Below are 21892 nucleotides of genomic sequence, written 5' to 3' on the forward strand. Positions count from 1 at the left end.
AAAAACTGATCTTGAATCGAGTTAAATAGCAAAAATAGTGTTTTATGGCTGAGAAGTTTCTTAAAAAGATAAAATTATCTTACATATTAGGAATGTTCCCGGTGCGGATTACACCGGGAAATGAATGTCGTAGTCAGGGCTTTTTGTGATGGTGTGAGAGCGTACGGAGCGGCTGTGGTTCCGGCGAGGCTTTCATCCAGGCCGACAGCAAACGGTAGGACACCGCCAACACCACCGGGCCAATAAATAACCCGATCATGCCGAATGCCAGCAACCCGCCGATGACGCCGGACAAGATCAGCAACATCGGCAAATCTGCGCCCATACGAATCAGCAACGGGCGAATAATGTTATCCAACGTACCGACGACACAGCTCCAGACCAGCAAGACGGTGCCCCAGGTGGTGTCACCGCTCCAGTACAACCAGATAATGGCCGGTACCAGTACGGTCAACGGGCCGATTTGCGCCACACAAGACAAAAACATCAATACCGTGAGCAGCGTGGTGTAGGGGATACCAGCCAGCGCCAGGCCAATACCGCCCAGAACCGACTGAACAATAGCGGTGACGACGACCCCAAGCGCGACCGCCCGAATAGCCTGAGCCGCCAGAATCACCGCCGAATCCCCACCTTGTCCCCCCAGTCGAATGGCAAAACGGCGTACGCCCAACGCAACCTGGTCGCCTTTGCTGTACAGCAACACGCTAAATAGCACCATCAGTGCGCAGTGCATCAGGAAACGGCCGACATGTGCCGCCTGAGATACAACCCAGGAAGCCGTCTGGCCGATATAGGGCTGGATTTTTGCCATCAGCGCCGGGCCGCCGCTGTGCGCCAACGCATGCCAACTGCTGTGCAACTTGGCTCCCACCAGCGGGATGGATTGCAGCCAGTCAAGCGCTGGCGGGGTCATTCGCCCTTGCGCGCTTACCCAGTTGATCAGGTTGGAGGCGTTGTCTATGACGCTGCTGACCAGAATGGATGTCGGGAAAACGAACAACAAGACCAGCAGTATCGTCATGACGATAACGGCCAGCGAACGGTATCCCCAGAGTATCTGCTGCAATCGGATGAGCAGCGGCCAGGTGGCGATAACCACCATGCTGGCCCAGGCGAACCCGAGAATAAAGGGTTGTACCACCCAGAAGCAGGCAATAATCATGATGCCAATAAATAACAGGCTAAACAGTATTCGAGCGAGATCGAATCGCTGTGACTGAGATTGTCTCATCAAGAGAGGTTACCTCGTTAATTCAGGCGACAGGCCTAATGCAAGATGATGAAAACAGGGCTGGCGGCTATTTCTGCCTGGCTGACAGGCGAGAAGCCGGACCAGAATTTATCATGCGTGATTTACAGCGATTTGCACAGTGATTCCTGAATGCAACAGGCCATCGGCTCTGTATCGCGGCATAGTTTTATGGTCGTTGCCTGTTTAAGTTTTTGTTGATCCGTTGACGCACTAGCGGGGGAAATATGATAAAACGAAAGGCCTGCAGGTAGCGGATTGCTGCCCGCCGACACGTATTTTATTGGCAAACACCTCTCGCATGGACAGGGTCAACAGATAATGATCCCACAGATCACACAAGCACCGGGAATCGTTCAACCGGTGCTGAGCTTTTTGGAAGCCTTGAAGCAACACGGTTTTACCGGCGATATCGCCACGCAGTACGCTGATCGCCTGACGATGGCGACGGACAACAGTATTTATCAATTACTGCCGGATGCGGTGGTGTTTCCCCGCTCGACTGCTGACGTATCGCTGCTCGCCCGGCTGGCGGGTGAAGCGCGTTTTCATGAGCTGGTGTTCACGCCGCGTGGCGGCGGCACCGGCACCAACGGACAGGCGCTCAACCACGGTATTGTGGTGGATATGTCGCGCCACATGAACCGCATTCTGGAAATCAACCCGGAGCAAGGGTGGGTACGGGTAGAAGCGGGGGTTATCAAGGATCAACTGAACCAGTACCTGAAACCGTTCGGCTACTTCTTCTCGCCGGAGCTCTCCACCAGTAACCGTGCGACGCTGGGCGGTATGATTAATACCGATGCCTCGGGGCAGGGGTCGCTGGTGTACGGCAAAACTTCAGACCATGTGCTGGGTTTGCGCGCGGTACTGCCTGGCGGTGAACTGCTGGATACGCGGGCGATGCCGGTTGCGCTGGCGGAACAACTGGCGCAGGAAGAGTCACCGGTTGGGCGTATATACCACACCGTGCTACATCGTTGCCGCGAGCAGCGCCAGCTGATTATCGACAAATTCCCCAAACTGAACCGTTTCCTGACCGGGTATGACCTGCGCCATGTGTTCAGCGATGATATGCAAACGTTTGACCTGACCCGTATCCTGACCGGTGCGGAAGGGACGCTGGCGTTTATTACCGAAGCGAAGCTCGATATCACGCCGCTGCCCAAGGTGCGGCGGCTGGTGAATGTCAAATATGACTCGTTCGATTCCGCCTTACGCAACGCGCCATTCATGGTGGAAGCACGCGCACTGTCGGTGGAGACGGTGGATTCGAAGGTGCTGAATCTGGCCCGCGAAGACATTGTATGGCATTCAGTCAGTGAACTGATCACCGATGTACCCGGCGAAGAGATGCTGGGGTTAAACATTGTCGAGTTTGCTGGTGACGATGAAACGCTTATTGATGGCCAGGTGGCCTCGTTGTGCGAACGTCTTGATGGACTGCTGGTTAGCCGTGAAGCCGGGGTGATCGGCTATCAGGTTTGTCGTGATCTGGTGGGGATCGAGCGTATTTACGGCATGCGCAAGAAAGCGGTCGGTCTGCTTGGCAACAGCAAAGGGCTGGCAAAGCCGATCCCGTTTGCGGAAGACACCTGTGTGCCGCCGCAACATCTGGCGGACTACATCGTCGAATTCCGCGCGCTGCTGGATAGCCACAACCTGAGTTACGGTATGTTTGGCCACGTCGATGCCGGGGTGTTGCATGTTCGTCCGGCGCTGGACATGTGCGACCCGCAGCAGGAAGTGCTGATGAAGCAGCTTTCCGATCAGATAGTGGCGCTTACCGCCAAATACGGTGGTTTGCTATGGGGCGAACACGGCAAAGGTTTCCGTGCTGAATACAGCCCGGCATTTTTTGGCCCGGAGCTGTATGACGAGTTGCGCCGAATCAAAGCCGCGTTTGACCCGGATAACCGTCTCAACCCCGGCAAGATTTGTGCGCCGCTGGGGGTGGATGCGCCGATGATGAAAGTGGACGCGGTAAAACGCGGCACTTATGACCGGCAGATTCCGCTGACGGTGCGTACCGCCTACCGTGGTGCCATGGAGTGCAACGGTAACGGTCTGTGCTTCAATTTCGATACCCGCAGCCCGATGTGCCCATCGATGAAAATCACCGGCAACCGTATCCATTCGCCGAAAGGGCGCGCCACACTGGTGCGTGAATGGCTGCGTTTGCTGTCTGAGCAAGGGGTCGATCCGCTGGCACTAGAACAGGCACTGCCGCGCCAGCGTGTCAGTTTTCGCGGTCTGATCGCCAAAACCCGTAATACCCTGGCGGCGCGTCAGGGCGAATATGACTTTTCGCATGAGGTCAAAGAGGCAATGTCCGGTTGCCTGGCCTGTAAAGCCTGCTCAACACAATGCCCGATAAAAATTGATGTACCTGGCTTTCGTGCCCGTTTTTTGCAACTGTACCACACCCGTTACCTACGACCGGCTCGCGACTACCTGGTGGCGGGCGTGGAAAGCTATGCCCCGTTGATGGCACAGAGCCCGAAAACGTTTAACTTTTTCCTGCGTCAGCCGTGGGTCAATACGATTAGCCGTAAGCTGATCGGTATGGTGGATTTGCCATTACTGTCGACGCCGTCGCTACGTCAGCAGTTTGTCGGTCACCGGGCGATGACGACTACGCTTGAGCAACTGGAGCAGATGTCAGCGCAGGCTCGTGCCGATTACGTGCTGATCGTGCAGGATCCGTTTACCAGCTATTACGATGCGCAGGTGGTGGCGGATTTTGTCCGGTTGGTCGAAAAGCTGGGGTTACGGCCGGTGTTGCTACCGTTCTCACCGAATGGTAAACCGCAGCATATCAAAGGATTCCTGCAGCGTTTTGCGAAAACCGCCGGTAAAACCGCCGAGTTTCTGAACCGGGTTGCCCGCCTGGGGTTACCGATGGTGGGGGTCGATCCGGCGCTGGTGCTGTGTTATCGGGACGAATACCGGGAAGTGCTGGGCGATAGGCGCGGTGAATTTCAGGTACAGCTGGTACATGAGTGGTTGACGACTCTGGTGAACAGCCGTGATGACCGGGCTCCGGCGCTGCGTGACGATCCGTGGTATTTGTTCGGTCACTGCACCGAAACCACGGCATTGCCAGCCAGCGGACAACAGTGGGCGGCGATTTTCGCGCATTTTGGTGCCCGGCTGGAAAATGTCAGCGTTGGCTGCTGTGGTATGGCCGGTACTTACGGTCATGAAACCCGTAATCTGGCCCATTCTCAGGGAATCTATGCACTTTCCTGGCAACCGTCCCTGCAACGGTTGCCGCAGGCGCGTTGTCTGACTACCGGCTATTCCTGTCGTAGTCAGGTCAAGCGCATGGAAGGGCGTGGATTAAAACATCCGTTGCAGGTGTTGCTGGAGCTGGTGTGATGCTGTGGAAACGTAGTGTAGATATAGAACAACTCAACCAGATGGCGGTGGACGGTATGGCTGGCCATATCGGTATTCGCATGACGCACCTGAGTGACGATACGCTGGAAGCGGTGATGCCGGTGGATCATCGCACCCGGCAGCCGTTTGGTCTGCTGCATGGCGGGGCATCGGTGGCGTTGGCGGAGTCGTTGGGCTCTATCGCCGGTTATTTGTGCTCAGAAGGCGACCAGCGGGTGGTGGGGGTGGAGATTAACGCCAACCACCTGCGGGCCGTGACTGAAGGCGAGGTGCGTGGCGTATGTCGCGCGCTACACACCGGTAAACGGATGCAAGTCTGGCAGATTGATATTTTCGACAGCCAGGATCGGCTGTGTTGTACCTCACGACTGACCACAGCGGTGATTTCCCCCGACGCCTGATATCTGTCTTAGCCGTGTCCTGCCGGGCTTGAGGCCTGGCAGGACAGTGTCTGTTTCCTTTCAGGGAATAAACGCCACCCGTTGCATAAAATCCGTCTGGAACGCGGTGGCCTTATCCCAGTTACCCATCAGATTGAACTGAGTACAAATGTACCGTAGCGTTTGGTGTGCAAAATAGTAGCTTTGTACCCGGAACAAACGGTCACGTTCGGCGTTGTGGATTTCATGAATCAGATGCTGATGCAGTTTGATCAGGCTGAACAGATAACTGTTTTCGTCACCGTGCTGTTGACTCAGCTCTGCCATATGCAGCCCCGTCAGGTAGTAGTGGCGCAAATCACTGATATCGCCATCCTCCCGCTCCAGCGATAACTCTGCCAGATAAAACTCCATGGTGGCGTTACGCAGTTGCCGCCGGTAGTCATCAATCTGTGTCTGCAACCAGGCTCGGAACGGAAACATATCGGGCACCTCATTACGAAATAAGAATCATTATCATATTTTCGAATCATTGATCATGCAACGTTTTTGACCTGCAACGTTGTTTGAGAGAAGGAAAGATGACAAGAGACAGGGGCGGGCTAACGGTATGAGTGAATGTTGTCGGTGACTCTTATCCGTTACCTGACGGCTATTCATACTGATAGAGCGCTATTTCTGCGCTTTGATGCGTCACATTTCGGAATCCATCCGGTGGATTTCCTGCTACCCTGCTTTTATCCTTGGGACTTTCCAATGACGAAAGAGATTCAACCTATTGATAAGAAATAAGAAAGAAAGTGCCCGCCAGTGGCGATGCTTCTGCGTCTGTAATAGACGCGGGCTTGACTCGCGCTCTGGCGCTCACCCTATCTTCGGAATTACAACAGGAAACTTATAATGAAACGTGCGCTTACCCTGATGGGATTATTGTTTGCGTCCTGCCTGACGGGCATACAGCCTGCCAGCGCGACGGAATATCCTCTGCCACCCCCGGATAGTCGCTTAATTGGGGAAAATATTAGCTACACCGTGCCTAACGATGGTCACCCACTGGAAACCATTGCGGCCAAATTTAAAATTGGTTTGCTGGGCATGTTGGAAGCTAACCCGGGTACCGATCCCTATCTGCCGAAACCTGGCTCCAGCCTGACTATCCCGCTGCAAATGCTGCTGCCGGATACGCCGCGAGAAGGAATTGTGGTAAATCTGGCAGAACTGCGGCTCTACTATTTTCCTAAAGGGAAAAACACCGTCATCGTCTATCCTATCGGCATCGGCCAGCTGGGCCGCAATACGCCGGTAATGGTGACCCACGTGATTGAGCGTCGCCCGAATCCGACCTGGATCCCGACCGCCAATACGCGGCGTCATTACAAAGAACAGGGTATTGATTTACCTGCTATGGTACCCGGTGGGCCGGATAACCCGATGGGATTGTTTGCATTGCGGCTGGAGAAAAGCGGCGGGGTGTACTCTATCCACGGCACCAACGCTGATTTTGGTATCGGTATGCGCGTGAGTTCCGGTTGTATCCGCTTACGCCCGGAAGACATTGAGGCGTTGTTTAATGACGTGCCGGTAGGTACCCGCGTACAGATCATCAATGAACCCATCAAGATTGCGGTGGAGCCGGATGGGAAACGGTATGTCGAAGTGCATCAACCGCTGTCTCGTACCGATAAAGACGACCCGCAAACCATGCCGATTGCGCTGAACCAGAAAGTGAAGGCCTTTATCCACAACGGCGATACCGATGCTGACGCTGTTCATAACGCGATTGCTCGTCGCTCTGGTATGCCGGTGCTGGTCAATACCGGGCAGATTGCTTCTCAGCAGCCATCGTCATTGCTACCGCAAAACGCTGCGCCGATATCGGCGGTGAAGACGTCATCGTCACACTAACGGCAGCGGGTGTCAGAGCGTCATGCGTGAGCGGGCGTTCTGACACAGTCCTCAGTCGTCCTTCTTGCAGACATCCCTTCAGGTAGATAACCGCTCAGAGAGATAACTCATCAGGTGTATAAGCCTTCAGAGGGAGGAGCAGGCTCAGTCGCCTCGTCCGAATACACGGGTTTGTCATATACAACGTGAGACAGTACTGCGCCAGATTGGCGGCACGCATGAGTATGTGGTGATGTGAATGGTGAGGGTCGAGGTGTAAAACGAAGGGCAAAAAAAATGGCGCACAGAAGTGCGCCATTTTTCATTCAACCAGTTCTTACTTTTTGTAAGTACGAACCTGGTTGTCCAGGCGCTGGTTAGCACGAGCTGCGTCATCTTTAGCAGCCTGCACGTCGGTAGCCAGAGCGTCAACTTTGCTGGTCAGAGCAGATACTTTCTCGTTCAGAGAAGAAACGTCAGAAGACAGCTGATCCAGTTTAGCGTTGCTGGAGCAACCAGCCAGCAGAGTGGAACCCAGGATTACCGCGCCCAGTACCAGTTTAGTACGATTCATTATTAATACCCTCTAAATTGAGTTAATCTCCATGTAGCGTTACAAGTATTACACAAACCGTTTTCTGATGAGAATAAATTTTTGATGGGAACATGCTTAATTTTGATCGTTCGCTCAAAGAATCATCGAGTTTTACAAACAGGTTAAAAAAGTAAGGAAAACAGGGCCATTTTATCAGAGTCCTGTGGCTTTCATGGCCGTGGATATATCTTTTTTGTCTAACCGATCGTGCTATTTATCATCGACGCCTATCGCGAAAAATAAAAAAAGCGCCCGTAGGGCGCTTTAAAAAATTCTCATTATCGAATTACAGGCGGTGGACTGACGCGGTGTTGGTGGTGCCGCTCGGTACCAGCGCACCGGAAACCATCACAACTACATCGCCTTCCTGCGCTAAACCGCTCTTCAGTGCGGCTTCTTTACCAATGCGGTAGAAATCATCGGTAGAGGCGATTTCTTTCACCAGCATGGTTTCCACGCCTTTGCTCAGCAGCAGCTGGCGGGCGGTGATTTCGTTGGTGGTCAGCGCCAGAATGCGCGCGGTCGGGAAGTATTTACGGATAGACTTGGCGGATTTGCCGCCATGGGTGGCAACCACGATCAGCGGCGCTTCCAGTTTCTCTGCTGTTTCCACCGCACCGCGGCATACCGCTTCGGTAATGCGCAGTTTGCTGGTGTTTTGCAGTTTGTCCAGCCGTGACGTCATGACCCTATCAGTACGTTCGCAGATGGTCGCCATGATGCTGACCGCTTCCAGCGGGTATTTACCTTTGGCGCTCTCGCCAGACAGCATGACCGCGTCGGTACCGTCGATGATGGCGTTGGCGACGTCACCTGCTTCAGCGCGAGTCGGGCGTGGGTTCTTGATCATGGAATCCAGCATCTGCGTCGCGGTGATCACCACTTTGCGAGCCAGGTTGCATTTTTCGATCATCATCTTCTGGGCGAAGATCACTTCTTCAACCGGAATTTCAACACCCAGATCGCCACGGGCAACCATGATGCCGTCAGAAGCGTCCAGGATGTCGTCGAAGTTGTTCAGGCCTTCCTGGTTTTCGATCTTGGAAATGATCTGGATGTGCTCGCCACCGTGCTGTTTCAGGTGGGCGCGGATCTCTTCTACGTCAGAACGTTTACGAATAAAGGATGCGGCAACGAAATCGACGCCTTGCTCGCAACCGAAAATCAGGTCACGTTTGTCTTTTTCCGCCAGTGCTGGCAACTGGATGGAAACGCCCGGCAGGTTAACCCCTTTGTTTTCGCCGAGGTCGCCGTTGTTCAGTACCTTACACACCACTTCGCCGCCGTTGATTGCGACGACTTCCATGCCAATCAGACCATCGTCGACCAGCACGGTGTTACCAACGCTCAGGTCATCAGCAAAGCCCGCATAAGTGACCGCCACGCGTTCTTTGTTACCGACAACGCTGGTATCGGTGGTGAAGGTGAAGGTCTGGCCCGCGGTCAGAGAAACGTCAGCACCGTTTTCCAGTTTGATGGTACGAATTTCCGGGCCTTTGGTATCCAGCAGGATGGCTGCTTTCTGGCCGGTTTTTTCTGTAATGGCACGCAGATTTTTGATGCGCTGACCATGTTCGGCGTAGTCACCGTGAGAGAAGTTCAGGCGCATGACGTTCATACCGGCGTTCAGCAGCTTGCCCAGTACTTCCTCTGATTCGGTTTTCGGGCCGATAGTACAAACAATTTTGGTCTTTTTCATAACGGTAGTTTCTACAAGTTGTGATGGATAAAAAAACAGGATGACCGGCGGTTAGCTGAGACTGAGACTTGACCGTCGGGGACAATATGCTTGCGATTGCGAGAGAATGATAAGTATAGATGGTGACAGACGAGGGAGAGTGAAGAAGCACGTGACTGGATATTGCCCATAGCAAGGAGTGGGCGAGGCGGCAATATCCCTGAGGAATATGTTATTGGTTGTGTTTTTATCAGTGGCACGTGGATTCGCTGAAACCATTCAATGAAACAACGTTCCGTATTATAGTTATCAGGCAAAGAGATACAAGCGGTTGAAGGGCGGTATAGCACGTATTTTCGTGCTCTTGCGCAAAAAAACGTACGATTTATTGTTTTTACACAAACTTGTTGCGCAAATGCACGAAAAACATCTGGCTGTCGGTGTGGCGATGGCGCTAAACGTGAGGCGTCAGTGACAGGTCTGCCAATAATTTGTCGTGATAATGCTGGCTTTGTGTCGATCCGGTCACGTTTCCGTCACCGGGTGGTTGAGCCACGGTGCGCCGGTGGTAAGTTAGGGTTTGCAGGTTGTGCCCGGTCAGCGAGATGCTGGTGTCGTGGTGGTCTACAACCCGGGGTTGTTACTGCCGTTGGCAGGCAAAACCAGATGTTCGCGTTGGTGGCGGGCGTCTGGTTTTTTTGTTTTCAGGGGTCGAACAATGAAGATCGCTAAAATACTGAATAATAATGTCGTCACGGTCATCGATGAGCAGGGTAATGAACAGGTCGTGATGGGGCGAGGACTGGCGTTTAAAAAACGGCCGGGCGAGAAGCTGGATACCGCCCTTGTCGAGAAGGTTTTTTCTTTGCGCAGTAGCGAACTGACCGCGCGCCTGAGTGATGTGCTGGAGCGTATTCCGCTGGAGGTGGTGACGACGGCGGATCGCATCATCGCGCTGGCAAAAGAAAAACTGACCGGAAACCTGCAAAACAGCCTCTACATCTCGCTGACCGACCACTGCCATTTTGCTATTGAACGACATCGACAAGGTGTGGATATCCCGAATGGACTGCTGTGGGAAGTAAAACGGTTGTACCAAAAAGAGTTCGCCGTCGGGCTGGAGGCGTTGGACATCATTCACCAGCGTTTGGGGGTGCGGCTGCCGGAGGATGAGGCGGGCTTTATTGCATTGCACCTGGTGAATGCACAACTGGATAGCCATATGCCGGAAGTGATGCGTATCACCCGCATCATGCAGGAGATCCTGAATATTGTTAAGTACCACCTCCATCTCGACTATAACGAGCAGGCGTTCAGCTACCATCGATTTGTCACCCACCTGAAGTTTTTTGCCCAGCGTTTATTGGGGCGTATACCGGTTTCCAATGAAGATGAATCACTACACGATGTAGTCAAAGAGAAATACAGTCTGGCGTATCGGTGTGCCGAGAAAATTCAGGATCATATGATGCTGAATTATCATTATCAGCTGACGAAAGAAGAGTTGATGTTTCTGACTATTCATATTGAGCGGGTGCGTGCTGAATTACAGGAACAGGCGAAAAAATAAATGTCGGTAGCAGGCGACAGAAGATTGCGTGACGTCACAAAATAGCAGATGGCCGGTGCGAAACGCTTGTCAGAATACATCACGCTGGTAATCTGTAACGTAATGAATATGGATTGCGACTGTATATCCCATTAAGGAGCATACAGGCAAAACCTGAACCGTTTTTTGCGAGCATCACGCCGCAATGAAACGGTTCAGGTTTTTTTTTGCCTCGAGTACAAAGTGCGCTGAGATCAAGAGGTACTGACCTCAAGGTGTACTGACAACGTAGAGTGCAGTCGCTCAGCAGTTTTCTTCGGGCATGGACTGAGTATTAAGGATATCACCATGAGTTACGAAACATTAGCCAGTGAGATAAAAGAGGGCGTAGGGGGTCAGGACAATATTATTAGCGTGATCCATTGCGCCACCCGCTTGCGGTTTAAATTAAAAAATAATGCTGCTGCCCGTGCGGATGCCCTGAAAAATAATCCCGGCATTATTATGGTGGTGGAAAGCGGTGGGCAGTTTCAGGTCGTGGTGGGTAATCAGGTCGCTGAGGTCTATCAGGCATTACTATCGCTTGATGGCATGGCGCGTTTTAGTGACCCCTCTGCTTCGACAGAAGAGAAGAAAGAGAATCTGCTAGCCCGGTTTATCGATATTATTTCCAGTATTTTTACGCCCTTCGTCGGTGTGATGGCGGCAATGGGGATCCTGAAAGGATTTTTGGCGCTGGGCATCGCCACCCAGATAGTAGTGGAGAGTAGCGGCACCTATAAATTGCTGTTTGCCGCCAGTGATGCATTGTTCTATTTTTTCCCGATTGTGCTGGGGTATACCGCGGGCAAGAAATTCGGCGGTAACCCGTTTACGACGCTGGTGATTGGCGCCACGCTGGTTCACCCCAGTATGATCGCCGCCTTTAGCGCCGCGCAGGCACCCGATCACCCGATACTTCATTTCCTGGGTCTCCCGATAACCTTTATCAACTACAGTTCATCGGTCATTCCGATCCTGTTCGCCAGTTGGGTGTCTTGCAAGCTGGAAAAACCGTTAAACCATTGGCTGCACGCCAATATCCGCAATTTCTTCACGCCGCTGCTGTGCGTTGCCATTAGCGTCCCTCTGACATTTTTAGTGATTGGTCCCAGTGCCACCTGGCTTAGCCAGATGCTGTCGGGCGGATATCAGTGGTTATATGGGTTGAACTCGATGCTGGCTGGTGCGGTCATGGGGGCATTTTGGCAGGTTTGCGTGATTTTCGGTCTGCACTGGGGGTTTGTGCCGCTGATGCTGAATAACCTGAGCGTAATGGGGCATGACACGCTGCTGCCACTGTTGACGCCAGCGGTACTCGGTCAGGCTGGTGCGACGCTTGGCGTACTGCTGCGCACTCGCGACATGAAGCGCAAAGGGATTGCCGGGTCGGCGTTTTCCGCCGCGATTTTCGGTATCACTGAACCGGCGGTATACGGTGTGACATTACCACTGCGCCGTCCTTTCATTTTTGGTTGCATCGGGGGCGCGGTGGGGGCCGCGGTCATGGGGTATTTCCACACCACCATCTATTCGTTTGGTTTCCCGAGTATTTTTACCTTTACCCAGATCATTCCGTCGACCGGTGTAGATAGCAGCGTCTGGGCGGCTGTCATCGGGACGCTGGCGGCGTTCATGTTCGCGGCGGTAACCAGTTGGGCATTCGGTATACCGAAAGACGACGCACAAGAGGCGGTGGTGGAAAGTACAACGCAGCCTGCCGCGACACCGAATCACACCGGTATGGTTCACGATGAACCCGCTACTCGTGAGGAAACCTCTATCCGTGATGAAAACCGGGTTTGCGAAGAAGTGCTGTGTAGCCCGTTTACGGGGGAGGTCGTGCCGTTAGAACAGGTCACCGATCGCACTTTCGCCAGCGGCGTGATGGGCAAAGGGGTAGCGATCCGGCCTTCACAAGGGCGGCTTTATGCACCAGTAGACGGCACCGTCGCATCGTTGTTTAAGACCCACCACGCCATTGGTCTGGTATCAAGGGGCGGCGCAGAAGTGTTGATACACGTTGGTATCGATACCGTCCGGCTGGATGGGCGCTATTTTACTCCGCATGTACGTGTTGGCGATGTGGTGCGGCGAGGTGATCTGTTGCTGGAGTTTGATGGCCCGGCGATTGAGGCGGCAGGATACGACCTCACCACGCCGATGGTGATTACCAATAGTGAGAATTATCAAGGGGTAATGCCCGTCGCCAGTGGCAAGGTCGATGCCAATGCGCCGCTGGTACAGCTGGTATGTTGAATAATGCGTGAATAGCGATACAGGAGATCAGTGATGAGTAATCCTTTCCCGGAACACTTTTTATGGGGCGGTGCGATTGCCGCCAACCAGGTGGAAGGTGCCTATCTGACGGATGGAAAAGGGCTTTCCACCTCGGATTTACAGCCTCAGGGGATTTTCGGCAATATTGTGGAGCGCCAGCCCGGCGACAGTGGGATTAAAGATGTGGCGATCGATTTCTATCATCGTTACCCGCAAGATATCGCGTTGTTTGCTGAAATGGGCTTTACCTGCCTGCGTATATCCATCGCCTGGACGCGTATTTTTCCCGAGGGCGATGAGCTGGAACCGAATGAAGCGGGGCTGGCATTTTACGATCGGCTGTTTGATGAGCTGGCAAAACACGGTATTCAGCCATTAGTGACGTTGTCACATTATGAAATGCCGTATGGACTGGTGAAAAAGCACGGCGGCTGGGGTAATCGGCTGACCATCGATTGTTTTGAGCGCTATGCCCGCACGGTGTTTACACGCTATCAGCACAAGGTGAAACGGTGGCTGACGTTCAATGAGATCAACATGTCACTGCACGCGCCGTTTACCGGCGTCGGGCTACCGCCAGACAGTGACAAAGCGGCGATTTATCAGGCTATCCACCATCAACTGGTCGCGAGCGCCAGGGCGGTGAAAGCCTGCCACGACATCATCCCAGACGCGAAAATCGGCAATATGCTGCTGGGGGCGATGCTCTATCCATTAACCAGTAAACCGGAAGATGTGATGGAAAGCCTGCACCAGAATCGGGAATGGCTCTTCTTCGGTGATGTGCAAGTGCGTGGTGCGTATCCTGGGTATATGCAGCGTTATTTCCGCGAGCAGGGTATTACGCTGGTGATAACGGAACAGGACAAACAGGATCTGACCGCAACCGTCGATTTTATCTCGTTTAGTTATTACATGACCGGCTGTGTCAGCACCGATGAGGCGCAACTCGAAAAAACGCGTGGCAATATTTTGAATATGGTGCCGAACCCCTATTTAGAAAGTTCTGAATGGGGCTGGCAGATTGATCCGCTGGGGTTGCGGTATTTACTGAATTTCTTGTATGACCGCTACCAAAAGCCATTATTTATTGTCGAGAATGGCCTGGGGGCGAAAGATAAGATCGAAGACAATGGTGAAATACAGGATGATTATCGTATCCGTTATTTAAACGATCATCTGGTGCAGGTCAGCGAAGCAATTGCCGATGGCGTGGAGGTAGTCGGGTATACCTGCTGGGGGCCAATTGACCTGGTCAGCGCCTCAAAAGCGGAAATGTCAAAGCGCTACGGTTTTATTTATGTCGACCGTGATGATACTGGCAAGGGAACGCTGGAACGGCGGCGTAAAAAGAGCTTCTATTGGTATCAGTCCGTGATTGCCAGCAACGGGAAAACGCTGACACGCTAACAATACAACGATCCGATAATAGTCGGAATATCCACGTTGCTGGCGTACTGGTATACCTGCAACGTGGGTCATGACAGTTATTTTTAGCGATAACATCACAGTCTCAATCCTTTCTGTATTGGGAGCGAGAGTGTGCACCTGAAAATAATGTTTTGATTTTTATCACACCAATCAGAGCGTGTTTTATTGCCGATAAGTGTGTGAAAAATAATGTTAGCAGCATAATGAAAACCGCTACGCCGATCGCGGACAATTCTGCGTCCGCTACCGTAGCATCGTCAACTACCAGCCGGGCACTCATCATGTTACGTCAGCTGGGGCCGTTTTATTGACACTGCTAGTCTATTTTCCCTGCACCGACAAAAAGAGGTTAATAATGAAAACCAGGAAAACCTGTCTGTACCTGCTGCTCTCTGCACTGAGCGTTGCCACGCCACTGACGGCGCTAGCTGCCTCGGGGGGGATTCCAGAACTACCGCGTGTTGATGTGCCGACGAAACAGTATTTGTCACAGGTTAACGCGGATAACAGTATTACGTTTCGGTTGTTTGCACCGGCGGCGAAATCGGTGAGTGTGGTGACCGGTGCAACGCCGGAAACCTGGGTTGCCCACCCGATGGTAAAAAACGAGCTGGGTGTCTGGTCGTGGCGTAGCGAGCCAAAGCAGCCCAATCTGTATGAGTATTTTTTTAATGTGGATGGTTTTCGCAGCATTGATACCGGTTCCGCTTTCCCCAAACCACAGCGTCAGGTCAATACCAGTATGATTCTGGTGCCCGGTAGCGTGCTGGATACGCGGGCGGTGCCACATGGCGAACTGCGTACGGTGACCTACCATTCGGCATCGCTGAAATCAGAACGGCAGATATATGTCTGGACGCCACCGGGATACACCGGTACCGGTAAGCCGCTGCCCGTGTTGTATTTCTATCATGGGTTTGGGGATGCCGGGGATTCTGCCGTCAGACAAGGGCGTATCCCCCAGATCATGGATAACCTGCTGGCGGAGAAAAAAATCACGCCGATGCTGGTGGTGATCCCGGATACCGAAACCGACGCAACTGACGCGATAGCGGAAGATTTTTTGCCGAAAGATCGACGTAAGGTGTTCTATCCGCGTAATGCCGCCGCTGCTGATCGTGAGCTGATCCATGACATTATTCCGCTGGTCAGCGAACGCTTCAATGCGCGTCGGGATGCGGATGGCCGTGCGCTGGCCGGGTTGTCTCAGGGAGGATATCAGGCGTTGGTGTCCGGCATGAGCCATCTGGACTATTTCGGCTGGCTGGCAACCTTTAGCGGCGTGACGACGGAAACCGTGCCGAATGCACAGGTCACTGCACAGTTGGGGAATGCCGCTGCTATTAATCGGCAACTGCATAATTTCAGTGTAGCCGTGGGTGAAAAAGATACCGTCACGGGTAAAGATATCGCTGGGTTGAAAACGCAACTGGAGCAGAAAGGCGTCAAATTCGATTACCGGCAATACCCTGGTTTAGGGCATGAAATGGACGTCTGGCGTCCGGCCTATATCGAGTTTGTGCAGAAGATATTTAAATAGCGTAAGCCGGTCTTGGGTAAAGAAACGGGCAGGGTATCCTGCCCGTTTTATAATAGTGATTAGCGTACTGGAAATAAGTGCTCGCAAGTCAGCATGCAGCTGCTTTGTTGCCAGGCATTTTTTGTGACAATGATGGATAACCGATTTATTGGCGCGTAATCCAAACGATATTGTCTGAGGGGACTAGTGGGTGGAAATGACGCGAGTGTTTTTTGCAGGATAGTTATTGCAGCATAGATATGGTGCGACCGAGTGGACTCGAACCACCGACCCCCACCATGTCAAGGTGGTGCTCTAACCAACTGAGCTACGGTCGCAACGTGCACATTAGCGTGAGGCTAATGGCTGAAAAATGGTGCGTTCAATTGGACTCGAACCAACGACCCCCACCATGTCAAGGTGGTGCTCTAACCAACTGAGCTATGAACGCATTATTTTTTATCAGTCGCTGTCAGGGTGACAGCGGGGACGAATATTAACGGGCTGGATGGACGCTTGCAAGGAGAAAAACGCAAAATTCCGGTTGTATCTCACTGATTGACGAGCTTGTAGACAGAGCGCCGCTTTTTTCGGCGCTCTGGCGTCCTTAGCGTGCGGCTCGTGCCAGAATACGATCTGACGACTGGCGCTGTACCCAACGTATGCGCAGTACCATCATGGTGGCGGAGGAGGTCAGGCCGATGATAAATCCCCACCAGAATCCCGCAGGCCCCATACGTGGCACCACGATATCAGTTAGCGCCAGCATATAACCGCTGGGTAGCCCCAGCAGCCAGTAGGCGATGAACGTGATGAAGAAGATAGCGCGCGTATCTTTATAACCACGCAAGACGCCACTGCCGATAGTCTGCACGGCATCGGAAATCTGATAGACCGCTGCCAGCAGCATCAGATGCGATGCCATCGCCACGACATCAGGATTTTTGTTGTACAGCATAGCGATAGGTTCACGCAGCGTGATGGTAAAGATAGCGGTGCAGATGGCCAGCAATATACCTGCCGCAATACTGGTACGCGCCGCTACCCGGGCCGCAGGTGCTGAACCCTCGCCCAGGCGATGGCCGACGCGAATGGTTGCGGCAACACCCACCGACAACGGCAGTACGAACATCAGCGAACTGAAATTAAGCGCAATCTGGTGCCCTGCTACATTCACGACCCCGAGTGGCAACACTAACAGGGCGACGATGGCAAATAGTGTCACTTCGAATAACAGTGCCAGTGCTATCGGCAATCCCAGACCGGATAAACGCCGGAGTACCGCCCAATCCGGCTTCAACGGGGTGTTGAACCGGCGGATATCTTTCAGCCAGTAAGCGCGGCGGGAATAAATCGCCATCATCAGCATCATTATCCAGTATACGGAGGCCGTCGCCACACCACAGCCAACACCACCCAATTCCGGCATGCCGAGCTTACCGTGGATAAATACGTAGTTGATGGGGATATTAATCAACAGGCCGATAAAGCCGATCACCATACCTGGCTTGGTTTTGGAGAGCCCTTCGCACTGACTGCGCAATACCTGATAGAACAGATAACCGGGCGCGCCCCACAGCAACGCATGCAGATAGTTCACCGCTTTGTCAGCCAGCTCCGGCGCACCGTCATGCATCAGGTTGATTGCGTATTTCCCCTGATAAAGCACCACCATGGTCAGGATGGAAATGCCTGTCGCCAGCAGAAAAGCTTGCTGGGTTTGATGCGCGATGCGGTCCCGGCGCCCGGAACCGTTGAGGTTCGCCACAACGGGGGTCAGCGCCATCAGCAAACCGTGACCGAACAGGATAACGGGCAACCAGATGGATGTCCCCACGGCTACGGCGGCCATATCCGTGGCGCTGTAGGATCCTGCCATGATGGTATCCACCACACCCATTGAGGTTTGTGATACTTGCGCGATGATGACCGGGATAGCCAGCGCCAGCAAATGACGGGCTTCTGATAAGTACTTCTGCACGAAAACACCTTCCTAATGCAGGATGGAGAGAGATCTCTAATGAGGAGAGAAAGACAATCATCCTTTATTTTTACGAAAAAAGATGAAGTATTGTAACTATTTGCCAACAGTAAACCAATGATTGACTGCCAGAGAATGATCCCGTTTGGTTTTCCTGAGGATATGGTGCAAACTGCCTGACATAAGTGAACGTCGCCACTGTCGGGCGTCGGCCGCTATGCCGCCCCGCTGTCGTGGGGTGTTCACGCCTATTACTGATCAGGAGGCAAGCTCAACACCATGTTTACCGGTATTGTTCAGGGCACGGCGACCGTCGTGTCCGTCGATGAAAAACCCAATTTCCGCACCCATGTCGTTCAACTGCCCCCCGAACTGTTGCCGGGACTGGAAACGGGCGCATCGGTAGCACACAACGGTTGCTGCCTGACTGTCACCCATATCGACGGCGACCGGGTGAGTTTTGATCTGATTAAAGAGACACTGCGGTTGACCAATCTGGGTGACGTGAAAGTCGGCGATCGGGTTAATGTGGAGCGTGCAGCCAAATATGGCGATGAGATTGGCGGGCATGTCATGTCTGGTCATATCATGTGTACCGCTGAAATAGTGAAAATTCTGACGTCAGAAAATAATCATCAGATCTGGTTCCGCTTGTCTGATGAATCACAGATGAAATATGTGTTGCACAAAGGATTTATTGGTATTGACGGTATCAGCCTGACGGTTGGTGAAGTGACCCGCAGTCGTTTCTGCGTACACCTGATCCCAGAAACCCTGCAACGCACGACGCTGGGACAAAAACGCCTGGGTGCCCGCATCAATATCGAAATTGACCCGCAGACTCAGGCTATTATCGACACCGTTGAGCGTGTTATGGCTCGTCAGGCAGAGCAGCAGCAAGCGCTGGCGGCAGCAGAGCTTGCCGCGAAGAGTGAATAATTGGGTGAATAAAAGACGCCTGAACGCGCGTTATTCCTGTTAGCCATAATAAAACCGGCAGCCAGACTCCAGGCTGCCGGTTTTTATTGGTGGCTCTTACATTCGTGGGGCGAGAGCGGCAGGGGAGTGGCGATGTGCTGCCACCCTGTCATCGAGCCACGCGCATACCGCCTTCAATCCCTTCGACACTGAATAACACCTGCCAGAGTTGGATGTTGCGTGCGCGAAACGCACCAGCACAGGCGTTAAGGTAATAACTGAACATCCGCCGGAAGCGCTCGGGGTAGCGAGCTGACAGGGTAGGCCAGTGCTGCTGGAAGCGCTCGTGCCAGGCCATAAGAGTACGGTCATAGTCCGCGCCGAAATTGTGCCAGTCTTCCATCACCAGATAAGGCTCGCTGCGCTGGGCGATGTGCTGCACAGAAGGTAAACACCCATTAGGGAAGATGTATTTGTCTATCCAGGCATCGACCTTCAGGCTGGTCTCGTTGGCGCCGATGGTATGTAACAGGAACAGACCGGTGGATTTGAGGTTTTTTCTGACCACCTGGAAATAGGTGTCGTAATTTTTCGGACCGACATGTTCGAACATGCCGACGGAAACGATACGGTCAAACTGCCGATTCAGATCGCGGTAGTCCTGTAGCAGGATGGTGACATCCAGATCCTGACAACGCTGCTGTGCCAATGCCTGTTGCTCGCGGGAGATGGTCACACCGGTGACGCTGACACCGTAATGGCGGGCGGCAAATTCGGCCAGACCGCCCCAGCCGCAGCCGATATCCAGCAGTGTCATCCCCCGGCGTAATTGCAATTTTTCGCAAATCAGACGCAGCTTATCTTGTTGTGCCTGCTCCAGGGTTTCGGCTTGTTTCCAGTAACCACAGGAGTACTGCATGTACGGGTCTAGCATCAGGCTGAAAAGATCATTACCGAGGTCGTAATGCTCCTTACCCACAATCCATGCCCGCCGGCGCGATTGCAGATTGGTCAGGCGCGCCATCAGTATCCGTAGCGTATCCTGCCAGCGCTCGGGCAGTTGTTTCTCCAGCCCGGCGCGTATCGCGCGGTGGAAAAACATGTCCAGCCGTTCACATTCCCACCAGCCATCCATGTAACTTTCGCCCAAACCCAGCGAACCCTCACGCAGTATGCGCTTGTACAGCTCAGGGTTTTTGACCTGAATATCAAACGGTCGCGAACCGTTAATGGCGATATCTGCGGCCGACAGCATTTCATTAACCAGTTGGAACCAGGGTTGACTGGGGGTACCCAGATCCTCCACATAAGATGAACTCATAACTTCTCCCTACTTTGCCAGATACATGCGTTACACGGGATAAACCAGACAACTGTCGCGATGGAGGGCATTCGATGTACCCATTCCACACGCCATCGTCTATCCCTGAGAGCCTCAGAGGAAAATAAGAGACAAGCCGACACGAAAGGCATCTACCCCGGCCGTGACAAACGGTGCAACAGTCATTAGTGGGGCAGAAAAAGTAAGGCGATGCGTACTGCTAAAAGCATCGTCTGATCATGATTATTGTCGTCAACGACAGTGACAAGTGTATGACTGCTTTAACCCGTCGACAAGATTCATCGGGCTAAAGCAGCACATTGCGTTTTATATCAGGATGCCGGGGAGACAGGCTTTAGCGCTCTACAGCGCGGTATAACGGCGGTTGACTCGCCAGCGTGCGATAACGAAATCGTCTGGCTATTAACGGCGGTAATCGAGATACGGGCCGTCAGCAACGGAACGACGCTCGATCAGCGTCGGGTGGACTTCGATGGTTTGCGCTTCCTCGCGTTTGCTGGTGATGCGATCAAGCAGCATGGAAAACGCCGCCTGTCCCAGCCGTTCCTTAGGCTGATGAATGGTCGTGAGCGCCGGCGTAAAATAGCGAGAGTGGCGTACGTTATCGTAGCCGATCACCGAAATATCCTGCGGTACACGCAGGCCCAGTTCATCCGCCGCACAAATCGCCCCCATCGCCATAATATCGCCGCCGCAGAATACTGCTGTTGGTCGTTGTTTTTGCGCCAGAATCTGATGCATGGCTTTGTAGCCGGATTCGGGTTCAAAATCACCCTGAACTACCCATTCGTCACGCAGGGGGATATCCGCTTCTTTCAACGCTTTCAGAAAACCTAAATAACGCCCGCTGCCGGTATTGCGACCCTGAGAACCGGGGATAGCACCGATATCACGATGCCCGCGCTCAATCAGATAGCGACCAGCCATATACCCACCGGCAAACGCATTATCAATAATGGTATCGGTGAAATCGCTGTGAGCTTCGCCCCAATCCATGACGACCATCGGAATATGGCGATAATCCGCCAGCATTGAAAGCAGTTCAGGCGGGTACTCGGCACACATCACCAGCAGGCCATCTACGCGTTTTTGCGCCAGCATGGACAGGTAAGCTCGCTGTTTATCCTGATTATTGTGAGAGTTACACAGAATCAGCGTATAGCCTCTGGCGTAGCAACTGTTTTCCACCGCTTCGATAATTTCGGCGAAATAGGGGGCCTCACTGGAGGTGGCCAGCAACCCGATGGATTTGGTGTGGTTGACTTTCAGGCTTCGGGCTACCGCGCTGGGTGAATAATGCAATTCATCAATCGCTGCGCGTACCGCAGCCTTGGTCTCTTCGGCGACGAAACGTGTTTTATTAATCACGTGTGATACGGTTGTGGTTGAAACGCCTGCGCGTTTTGCCACATCTTTAATCGTTGCCATCTAAAGTGACTCCTGAACTCATCTGTTACAGTCGTGGGTCTGTTACAGCAGTAAATATGTTGTTAATCGTTTGCCTGCGTGAATTTTGCTCCTGCTGGACAACAAGGCAACATTTCAGTAGGAGACATGCCGAGGTGTGTAGCTTGAAGGGAGGGCTGACGCTTCGACCAACGCAGTGTACACGGTAAACTGCGGATTTTGGCCGATTTAGAGC

15 protein-coding genes and 2 tRNA genes are annotated in these 21892 nt (G+C 53.0%); 8 read left to right on the top strand and 9 right to left on the bottom strand.

Features of this window, described 5'->3' with window-relative positions; all coding sequences use genetic code 11:
- Positions 1-133: 133 nt before the first annotated feature.
- Positions 134-1234, bottom strand: coding sequence for an AI-2E family transporter YdiK (ydiK, locus tag DZE2538_RS07415; protein ID WP_413783131.1), 1101 nt, complete (start codon positions 1232-1234; stop codon positions 134-136).
- 339 nt (positions 1235-1573) lie between these two features.
- Between ydiK and ydiJ the strand changes: the two genes are divergently transcribed.
- Positions 1574-4633, top strand: a complete 3060-nt coding sequence (gene ydiJ, locus DZE2538_RS07420; protein ID WP_038915992.1) for a D-2-hydroxyglutarate dehydrogenase YdiJ — start codon at positions 1574-1576, stop codon at positions 4631-4633.
- Complete coding sequence (locus DZE2538_RS07425; protein WP_023640093.1) at positions 4633-5055, top strand: hotdog fold thioesterase; 423 nt, start codon at positions 4633-4635, stop codon at positions 5053-5055. The genes ydiJ and DZE2538_RS07425 overlap by 1 nt, the downstream gene beginning before the upstream one ends.
- A gap of 60 nt (positions 5056-5115) precedes the next feature.
- Here the strand turns inward: DZE2538_RS07425 and DZE2538_RS07430 are convergent, their stop codons facing one another.
- On the bottom strand, positions 5116-5517 hold the full coding sequence (locus DZE2538_RS07430) for a hypothetical protein (protein ID WP_038915993.1): 402 nt from the start codon (positions 5515-5517) through the stop codon (positions 5116-5118).
- Between the two features lie 417 nt (positions 5518-5934).
- Between DZE2538_RS07430 and DZE2538_RS07435 the strand changes: the two genes are divergently transcribed.
- Entirely contained in the window at positions 5935-6939 is a 1005-nt protein-coding gene (locus DZE2538_RS07435) for a L,D-transpeptidase family protein (RefSeq protein WP_019846483.1), read from the top strand.
- Between the two features lie 316 nt (positions 6940-7255).
- On the opposite strand, the gene DZE2538_RS07440 is transcribed toward DZE2538_RS07435, so the two are convergent.
- Positions 7256-7492 (bottom strand): major outer membrane lipoprotein, encoded by a 237-nt coding sequence (locus DZE2538_RS07440; protein WP_012769424.1) that lies wholly within the window; start codon positions 7490-7492, stop codon positions 7256-7258.
- Between the two features lie 307 nt (positions 7493-7799).
- Entirely contained in the window at positions 7800-9212 is a 1413-nt protein-coding gene (pykF, locus tag DZE2538_RS07445; RefSeq protein WP_016942511.1) for a pyruvate kinase PykF, read from the bottom strand.
- A gap of 697 nt (positions 9213-9909) precedes the next feature.
- On the opposite strand from pykF, the gene licT reads away from it, so the two are divergent.
- From licT to DZE2538_RS07465, 4 genes are all read left to right on the top strand, one after another.
- A complete protein-coding gene (gene licT / locus DZE2538_RS07450) occupies positions 9910-10761 on the top strand; it encodes a BglG family transcription antiterminator LicT (protein WP_023640091.1) in 852 nt (283 codons plus the stop codon).
- A 327-nt stretch (positions 10762-11088) separates the two neighbouring features.
- On the top strand, positions 11089-13038 hold the full coding sequence (gene bglF, locus DZE2538_RS07455; RefSeq protein WP_038915994.1) for a PTS beta-glucoside transporter subunit IIABC: 1950 nt from the start codon (positions 11089-11091) through the stop codon (positions 13036-13038).
- Between the two features lie 33 nt (positions 13039-13071).
- Positions 13072-14469, top strand: a complete 1398-nt coding sequence (locus DZE2538_RS07460; protein WP_038915995.1) for a glycoside hydrolase family 1 protein — start codon at positions 13072-13074, stop codon at positions 14467-14469.
- A gap of 376 nt (positions 14470-14845) precedes the next feature.
- Positions 14846-16030, top strand: a complete 1185-nt coding sequence (locus DZE2538_RS07465) for an alpha/beta hydrolase-fold protein (protein ID WP_038915996.1) — start codon at positions 14846-14848, stop codon at positions 16028-16030.
- 240 nt (positions 16031-16270) lie between these two features.
- Here DZE2538_RS07465 and DZE2538_RS07470 read toward each other — a convergent pair.
- The 3 genes from DZE2538_RS07470 to DZE2538_RS07480 form a co-directional block, all read right to left on the bottom strand.
- Positions 16271-16347, bottom strand: a tRNA-Val gene (locus tag DZE2538_RS07470).
- Between the two features lie 36 nt (positions 16348-16383).
- Positions 16384-16460: transfer RNA gene (locus DZE2538_RS07475), tRNA-Val, on the bottom strand.
- Positions 16461-16616: 156 nt separating this feature from the next.
- Positions 16617-17990, bottom strand: coding sequence for an MATE family efflux transporter (locus DZE2538_RS07480; protein WP_038915997.1), 1374 nt, complete (start codon positions 17988-17990; stop codon positions 16617-16619).
- 279 nt (positions 17991-18269) lie between these two features.
- Between DZE2538_RS07480 and DZE2538_RS07485 the strand changes: the two genes are divergently transcribed.
- Complete coding sequence (locus DZE2538_RS07485) at positions 18270-18929, top strand: riboflavin synthase (protein WP_023640086.1); 660 nt, start codon at positions 18270-18272, stop codon at positions 18927-18929.
- A gap of 148 nt (positions 18930-19077) precedes the next feature.
- Here the strand turns inward: DZE2538_RS07485 and cfa are convergent, their stop codons facing one another.
- Both cfa and purR read right to left on the bottom strand, forming a co-directional pair.
- Positions 19078-20229, bottom strand: coding sequence for a cyclopropane fatty acyl phospholipid synthase (gene cfa, locus DZE2538_RS07490; RefSeq protein ID WP_023640085.1), 1152 nt, complete (start codon positions 20227-20229; stop codon positions 19078-19080).
- Between the two features lie 423 nt (positions 20230-20652).
- Positions 20653-21678, bottom strand: coding sequence for an HTH-type transcriptional repressor PurR (gene purR / locus DZE2538_RS07495; RefSeq protein ID WP_012884359.1), 1026 nt, complete (start codon positions 21676-21678; stop codon positions 20653-20655).
- Positions 21679-21892 lie beyond the last annotated feature (214 nt).

The sequence above is a fragment of the Dickeya zeae NCPPB 2538 genome (assembly GCF_000406165.1).
Taxonomy (GTDB): domain Bacteria; phylum Pseudomonadota; class Gammaproteobacteria; order Enterobacterales; family Enterobacteriaceae; genus Dickeya; species Dickeya zeae.

Excerpts from the sequence above, each read along its gene's own strand:
- DZE2538_RS07485 (WP_023640086.1), top strand. The coding sequence starts at position 18,270 with ATGTTTACCGGTATTGTTCAGGGCACGGCGACCGTCGTGTCCGTCGAT.
- pykF (WP_016942511.1), bottom strand. The coding sequence starts at position 9,212 with ATGAAAAAGACCAAAATTGTTTGTACTATCGGCCCGAAAACCGAATCA.
- DZE2538_RS07430 (WP_038915993.1), bottom strand. The coding sequence starts at position 5,517 with ATGTTTCCGTTCCGAGCCTGGTTGCAGACACAGATTGATGACTACCGG.
- DZE2538_RS07425 (WP_023640093.1), top strand. The coding sequence starts at position 4,633 with ATGCTGTGGAAACGTAGTGTAGATATAGAACAACTCAACCAGATGGCG.
- cfa (WP_023640085.1), bottom strand. The coding sequence starts at position 20,229 with ATGAGTTCATCTTATGTGGAGGATCTGGGTACCCCCAGTCAACCCTGG.
- purR (WP_012884359.1), bottom strand. The coding sequence starts at position 21,678 with ATGGCAACGATTAAAGATGTGGCAAAACGCGCAGGCGTTTCAACCACA.
- DZE2538_RS07440 (WP_012769424.1), bottom strand. The coding sequence starts at position 7,492 with ATGAATCGTACTAAACTGGTACTGGGCGCGGTAATCCTGGGTTCCACT.
- ydiJ (WP_038915992.1), top strand. The coding sequence starts at position 1,574 with ATGATCCCACAGATCACACAAGCACCGGGAATCGTTCAACCGGTGCTG.
- DZE2538_RS07435 (WP_019846483.1), top strand. The coding sequence starts at position 5,935 with ATGAAACGTGCGCTTACCCTGATGGGATTATTGTTTGCGTCCTGCCTG.
- bglF (WP_038915994.1), top strand. The coding sequence starts at position 11,089 with ATGAGTTACGAAACATTAGCCAGTGAGATAAAAGAGGGCGTAGGGGGT.
- DZE2538_RS07465 (WP_038915996.1), top strand. The coding sequence starts at position 14,846 with ATGAAAACCAGGAAAACCTGTCTGTACCTGCTGCTCTCTGCACTGAGC.
- licT (WP_023640091.1), top strand. The coding sequence starts at position 9,910 with ATGAAGATCGCTAAAATACTGAATAATAATGTCGTCACGGTCATCGAT.
- DZE2538_RS07460 (WP_038915995.1), top strand. The coding sequence starts at position 13,072 with ATGAGTAATCCTTTCCCGGAACACTTTTTATGGGGCGGTGCGATTGCC.
- ydiK (WP_413783131.1), bottom strand. The coding sequence starts at position 1,234 with ATGAGACAATCTCAGTCACAGCGATTCGATCTCGCTCGAATACTGTTT.